Genomic DNA, 4,157 nt, shown 5'->3' with positions numbered 1-4,157 from the left:
GAGCTACGTTTTCTGCCGCGGGCCATCGATGATACGCCTCTCGATAATGATGACGGCGACATTGCTGGCTATCTCACGCCGGTCGCTGATAACGACGTCGAGTACCTCTTTGACGGCAGCATCGAGACATACCCCGAGGATTGGAAGGAGGAGCGCAACGGCGTCGAACGGCTGCGTTCTAGCTACAAGAAGCGGACGCTCCGACGTTTGAGCATCGGAGCTGGAGGGCGGGAGAGTGCCGGAGGTGCAGAATTCTGGTTCATTCCTGGGAAGTTCGGTTTTTGCCCCTGCTGTCAGAACCTACCCCAACCGCAGATGCGCGAGCGCGGGAAGTTGCCCGGTCTCTCTGGAGAGGGACGAAGCTCTGCAACGACGCTCCTGGTCTCTCGTGCACTCGAATGGATGAACGGAGACGATAGTGGCGTTGCGCGAGAGAAGCGCAAGCTTCTCGGGTTCACTGACAACCGCCAAGACGCTGCGCTGCAGGCCGGTCATTTCAACGACTTCCTCTTTGTAAGTTTGCTGCGTGGGGCGATCCTCCGCGCGGTACTAGATGGAGGCTCAGATGGCCTGAGCGAGGACGATTTTGGGCTCAAGGCCGTTCGTGCACTCGGTTTCACAGCCTCAAACCGTCAGGCGCTGGTTCACTGGATGCTGGAACCCGATGCTGGGGCTGTGATTCGCGAGGACGCGCAACGCGCCCTCGCGAAGGTACTGGCCCATCGGGTCTGGAGTGACCTGCGGCGCGGCTGGCGCTATACCAATCCCAGCCTTGCAGAGCTCAGACTGATTGAGGTCGAGTTCGTCGGCCTTCAGGACATTTCCGAGGACGCCTCGGCGCTCGGCGCTGTCTTGCCCACGCTGGCCGACCTCGATGCCGCCGGGCGCCGCAAAGTGCTGCATTCCGTGCTCCATTTCCTGCTCGAAGGATTGGCGGTCAATACTGAGGCTTTGGACCGCACGGTGCTCGACGGTGTAGGTCTGAAATCGCGCAACCTGCTGCGCAGCCCTTGGGCGATGGACCAAAAGGAGCTGCCCCGGGGCCAAACAACGTTGCTCCTGCAAGCGCCTGGTAAGGACCAAGTCGGACTTCGCGAGGAACAGACCATATTGCGGGCGGGGTACAATTCCCGGCTCGGCCGCCTGATCAATCGCAGATCGGTGATAGGCACGCGGTTGAAGAAGGATGACTACCTGACTGCAATGACCGGGCTGATGGAATTGCTTGCGCGAGAAGGCCTCGTGGTGCCGGTTGAGGTCGAGGCGGAACTCCACGGCTGGCGGTTGGCGCCGTCTGCAGTTCGTATTGTGCCGGGGCCGGCTGCTGTGGGCCAGAACGGGAAAGGCAACCAGTACTTCCTGGGCCTCTACTCAGACATCGCGAACGACCTGAAAGGCGGTCGAAGCAGCTACTGGGGCTTGGAAGGCCGGGAACACACTGCGCAGGTGTCCCAAAAACAGCGCGAATGGCGCGAATGGCGTTTCCGTTACGAAGCAGACGATCTCGATCGGATGAAGGGTAGCATTGCCGACATGAAGGCTGCTGGGGAGTCAGATCAGCTCTTACCCGCGCTGTTCTGTTCGCCAACGATGGAACTTGGCGTCGATATTTCGGCGATGAATGCCGTCTATCTCCGCAATGTCCCACCGACGCCGGCGAATTATGCGCAGAGGGCGGGTAGGGCCGGGCGGTCTGGGCAGGCCGCCGTGATCGTCACCTATTGCGCCGCGCAGTCGCCGCACGATCAGTATTTCTTTGCCCGGCGCAATGAGATGGTGGCGGGCGTGGTGCGGCCGCCGGCGCTCGACATCACCAATGAAGAGCTCGTGCGTTCGCATCTCCACGCCGTGTGGCTGGCCGACGCAAAACTGGCTCTCTCTCCTGACATCCCCGAGATTCTTGATCTGACCAGCGACGGATATCCGCTCAAGCCGAATATTCTGGACGTCATTCGGAAACCGCTTTTGTTGACGGCCTGCCGCGCGCCGATGAAACAGGTTCTGGATCAGATCCTGGCCTCGGTCGATGGCGCAATCCCTACCTGGCTCGGTGATCGGGACGAATTTATTCTGTCGGTCGCGACGGAGGCGCCCGATAAACTCGATGCGGCCTTCGACAGGTGGCGTGAACTTTACCACTCCGCACGCAGCCAGCTTGCTGAGGCAAACAGCAAATCCATGATCGCCGGCCTTTCGAAGGCAGATCGCCAAAAGATCAAATCGGCGCAGATGCAAGCAACGGATCAGATCGCCATTCTAGAACAAGGCAAGGCGTCGAACGGCTCGGATTTCTACTCCTACCGCTATCTCGCGACCGAAGGCTTTTTGCCCGGATATAATTTTCCGCGCCTGCCGCTTTATGCTTTCGTCCCAGGAGAGGGCAAAACCGGCTCTTTCCTGCAGCGAGCACGTTTCCTTGCAATCTCCGAGTTCGGGCCGCGCAGCCTGATCTATCACGAGGGCCGCGCCTACCGGGTCATGAAGGCCAAGCTTCCTCCGGAGGTCCGGATGGGCGACGGAGCCGAGCTTGCGACCAAGGACGTTTTCATATGCTCGAACTGCGGCGCCAGCCACGAAGGCGAGGTCGAGCGTTGCCATGCCTGCAACGCGCCGATTACGGACGAAGGAAAGGTGCAGCGCACGCTACGTATCGACAATGTCGAGGCTGCCCCTGTCGAGCGCATCACTGCCAATGACGAAGAGCGGGTTCGGCAGGGTTTCGACATCCAGACCGTATTCTCCTGGCCGCGTAAGGATGGTCGGGCGCAGGTGACCGAGGCTCAGTTTCGCTGCGACGACACATCGGTCCTTTCACTACAGTATGCCAACAGCGCCGAGATTAGCCGGATCAACAAGGGTTTGAAGCGACGCAAAAATCGAACGATCCTCGGGTTCAATATCGATCCCCGCACCGGCTATTGGGCGAAGGCCGATGACGAAGATATCGATGCAGACTCACCGCCCGACATGGTGAGGCCTGTTCGTATTGTGCCGATCGTCCGCGATCACAAGAACGCTCTGCTTGTGCGCTTCAACAAGCCGGAGGGGCTTCGGCCCGAAACGATCGGCACCGTTCAGCATGCGCTTCTGCGGGGGATCGAGCTTGAGTTCCAACTGGAGGAAGGCGAGGTTCTCGGCGAGCCCCTGCCTGCCCGAGATAACCGGCGTTCGATCCTGACCTACGAGGCAACGGAGGGCGGCGCAGGTGTCTTGAACCGGCTGATCGAGGATCCATTGGCGCTGGGTCGGGTTGCAGCGACGGCCCTCGATCTGATGCATTACGACAACGTGGAAGAGGCCATCGCGGCTGGTGATTCTTCGCTACTGACGGATAGTCCCAACGCGGCCTGCGTCCGCGGCTGCTATCGGTGCCTGCTGTCTTATTTCAACCAACCGGATCACGAGCTCATCGATCGCAAGAGCGATGAGGTCAAGCAAATGCTGATCGACCTGGCACGCGGTGAAGTGCAGATCGTAACGTCAGCTCATGCCAATGACGAGTTCGATAGTTGGGCCGCTGCATTCAAGCGAGACGGAGTGCCCGAGCCGGATGCGAAATCCTCGACGTTGGGGGGGCAGGAGTTTCCCTTGGTCTGGCGTAGCAATCGCGTCGCCGCGACCATTGAGCGTTTGAGCGAGTCTGCGCGATCTTATGCCGAAGATGCCGGATGGTCACTGTTTGAGCTGTCAAAAGACCCCGGAACGGAGCTGCCGGCGGAGTTCGTCGCGGCCCTGAAGGAGTAGGCTTATGACCGTCAACTTTGCTCCCGGCGATCTTGTCCGGGCTCGCGGTCGCGAGTGGGTGGCTCTCCCGGCGCCGCAGGAAGGGATTCTCGCGCTACGCCCGCTTTCGGGCGTTGAAAGCGATGTTGTGATCCTCGATCCACGATTGGAGCTCACGCCGGTTGAGCCCGCGCGATTCGATCTGCCACTGGATGCGCGCAATACTGTGCAGGCCAAGGCCGCGCTGCTGGCCGATGCGCTTCGCCTTACACTCCGCCGCGGCGCGGGTCCTTTCCGATCGGCCGCTCAGCTGGCGTTCGAACCTCGCGTCTATCAGCTAGTGCCCCTTCTGATGGCACTGCGCCTGCAGGTACCTCGTCTCTTGATTGCTGACGATGTAGGGATCGGAAAGACGATTGAGGCAGGTCTCATCC

At 60.3% G+C, this 4,157-nt stretch carries 1 protein-coding gene and 1 pseudogene; both read left to right on the top strand.

Features of this window, described 5'->3' with window-relative positions; all coding sequences use genetic code 11:
- Positions 1-3,744: Zn-binding domain-containing protein (locus tag AC1DVA_RS26655; protein WP_476807891.1), on the top strand; the 3,744-nt coding region annotated here is incomplete at its 5' end.
- Between the two features lie 4 nt (positions 3,745-3,748).
- A pseudogene (locus AC1DVA_RS26650) lies at positions 3,749-4,157 on the top strand (helicase); the annotation flags it as partial.

The sequence above is a fragment of the Allobosea sp. P4_C6 genome (assembly GCF_056402015.1).
This window is presented reverse-complemented; position numbering and strand designations above follow the sequence as displayed.